Below are 2,627 nucleotides of genomic sequence, written 5' to 3'. Positions count from 1 at the left end.
TGGCTAATAACATCATGTCGATCAGCCAATAACATCATGCCGATCACCATTTTTCTACCCGCAGGAACTGCGTCTTTCTTTTACTCTGCCTGATCGGCATCGGTCAAGTTGATGCCCTGTTTTCGCATCGACTCACCTGTCAAACCTACTCGTACCGCTCTGTGGATCAGCCGGTCCAGGATCGCTTCTGCGAATGTGGCCTCTCCGATCATCCCATACCATTTCTCTACCGGCAGTTGGCTCGCAACCACTGTCGAGACCCTCCCGTAACGGGTATCGATGATCTCCAGCAAATTACTGCGCTCGGCCGCATCCAGCATCTCCATGCCCCAGTCATCCAGGATCAGCAAGCCCACATTATTCACCTGCTCCAGCAGCTTCGGATAACTGCCATCCGCCTGCGCCAGTCTCATCTCTTCCAGCAGGGTTTTCAGCCGGTAGTAGCGCACCGCTACGCCTTGCCGGATAAAATAGCGGCCCAACGCACAGGCCAGGTAACTCTTCCCACAGCCTGCCGCCCCCGTCAGCAGCAGGTTTTGCTGATGAGCCAGCCACTGCCCTTCCAGTAGCTGGCGGATCTGCGCTTTGCTTATTCCCCGGCTGGCACGGTAGTCCAGCTGCTCAATTTGACCGGACAATCGAAACCGCGCTTGCTTCTCCAACCGGTTAACTTTGCGCTGCTCCCGTTGCACCAGCTCATGACTCAGCAGCAGTTGCAGCCGCTCTTCAAAGCTCATGTCCTGATACAACGCGCTCTGTGTCTGTTGCTGACTCAGCGCCTGTTTCACACCGCCCAGACGCAGGGTGCTCAGTTGTTCATCGAGATGTAATTGCATGCTCTTTTCCTTGTTGAGTGATGGATTAGTGGAAGTAGTGTTCGCCGTGGACATTGTCATGATGGATGTCTTGCAACGGATCCTGGCGTGAGGTGGCAACTGGTTGTTGTTCCAGCCCGTGTTTGAGCATGTTGCGGATGTGGTGCAGCCGGTTGGCGCCGGTCAGATAGCCACGTAGACAGGCGGCCTCCAGCCGCGCCTTGCCATACTTTTTGCTCTGTCCCAGCAGGGCCTGACAAGGTCGCACGGCTTGGGCCGGATGCGCTGCCTGGCGGATAAAACTATCCACCCAATGCGTGGTATAGGGCCCGATGGACGCGGCCCAGCTCAGTAGGCGTTCAGGTGAGCACTCCAGCAGTGCCTGGTGATGCGCTGGCATATGGGCGGGCAGACTGCTGTGCTGGCCTTTGCGATGACTGCGTGGGTGCTGAGCGACGACCTTACCCGCGTGATACAGGGTGACCGTACGCTCCGCCAGATGGGCTTCCAGCCGCTTGCCCTGCAAGGCATAAGGGACCGAGTAATAGTGCTTCTCCAGGTCGACGTGGTAATCCTTGCCGACCAGCACCGACACCACTTTGGTGTACTGGTAGGGGTACGCTGGCAAGGGCTTGAGTGCTGGCGCATCGAGCTCGGCAAACATGGATGCGCGGCAACCGGGCAGCTTCTGGAAGGGTTTCTCATTGAGCCGGGTCAGTAACCCGGATATCCGTTGGTTAAGCTGAGCCAGGCTATGGAAGGTCTCATGGCGCAGTACCGCCAGGATCCAGCGGGTGACGATCTGTACCCCCACCTCGGCCTTGGATTTATCTTTCGGCTTGCGCGGCCTGGCGGGCATGATCGCTGTGCCGAAGTGAGCGGCCAGCATCTGGTAGGTGGGATTGAGATCCGGGTCAGTATTGCGTGCCACGCTGACCGCACTCTTCAAGCAATCAGGCACCACCAGTTGCGGGACGCCGCCGAAAAACTCAAAGGCCCGCTTGTGGCTCATCACCCAATCCTCAAGCTGTTGGGAGCGGGTGGCTTCAGCAAAGGTGTAGTTGGAGGCCCCGAGCACCGCGACGAAGACCTGGGCCCGATAGAGGATCTCACCGGTATGAGGATCCACGATGGGCATGGTCTGGCCACAGTAATCGACAAAGAGTTTTTCGCCCGCGATATGGGTCTGGCGCATCGACGGTTGCAGCACCGATGCCCACTCCTTATAGAGCCGACAGAAATGGTTGTAGCTGTAGTGGGCACCGTTATTGCGCTCGGCATACTCCTGCCACAGTAGCTCCAGCGTTACCCCTTTTTGACCGGGCTGTTTGAGCTCCTGATGGAGCACGGCCCAGTCAGGGAGCGGTTTGTGGCGGGTTTTGGACACCGCGCGGGTGCTGAGGAAGGCACGCTCCAGGGTGACATCATCCCAGCGCTCACAGAGCGGCCAGGTAGTGATATCCAACTGAGCAGCGCGATTGAGGTAATAGGAGACGGTGCTGGATGAGATATGCAGGCTGAGGGCGATCTGACGATGCGCCAGTTGAGCCTGATATTTGAGACGAAGGATTTCTTTGAGTTTTCTCACGGTGATAGGCCTCGCAGACATGCACTTTCCTCTTTTGGGTCCAGTTGGAAAGTGCGGGTTTAACGAAGCGGGGAGAAGAAGTCATCAATAACATTCATGCCGATCATGGTTTCCCATAGAGGAAAAAAGTGATCGGCCTGGGATGTTATTGGGCGATCGGCATGGATGTTATTGAGTGATCGGCATGAATGTTATTGAGCGATCGCCATGCGTGGGAATACGCA

2 protein-coding genes are annotated in these 2,627 nt (G+C 56.9%); both read right to left on the bottom strand.

The window, feature by feature from the left end:
* Positions 1-80 precede the first annotated feature (80 nt).
* The gene (gene istB, locus OKC27_RS22565) at positions 81-836 is read right to left on the bottom strand and encodes an IS21-like element helper ATPase IstB (protein ID WP_024945936.1); all 756 of its coding nucleotides are present in this window, start codon (positions 834-836) and stop codon (positions 81-83) included.
* A gap of 25 nt (positions 837-861) precedes the next feature.
* Complete coding sequence (gene istA, locus OKC27_RS22560) at positions 862-2,424, bottom strand: IS21 family transposase (RefSeq protein ID WP_024945937.1); 1,563 nt, start codon at positions 2,422-2,424, stop codon at positions 862-864.
* Positions 2,425-2,627 lie beyond the last annotated feature (203 nt).

This window comes from Aeromonas sp. QDB62, from assembly GCF_027705695.1.
GTDB lineage: Bacteria > Pseudomonadota > Gammaproteobacteria > Enterobacterales > Aeromonadaceae > Aeromonas > Aeromonas allosaccharophila.
This window is presented reverse-complemented; position numbering and strand designations above follow the sequence as displayed.

Excerpts from the sequence above, each read along its gene's own strand:
- istB (WP_024945936.1), bottom strand. The coding sequence starts at position 836 with ATGCAATTACATCTCGATGAACAACTGAGCACCCTGCGTCTGGGCGGT.
- istA (WP_024945937.1), bottom strand. The coding sequence starts at position 2,424 with ATGTCTGCGAGGCCTATCACCGTGAGAAAACTCAAAGAAATCCTTCGT.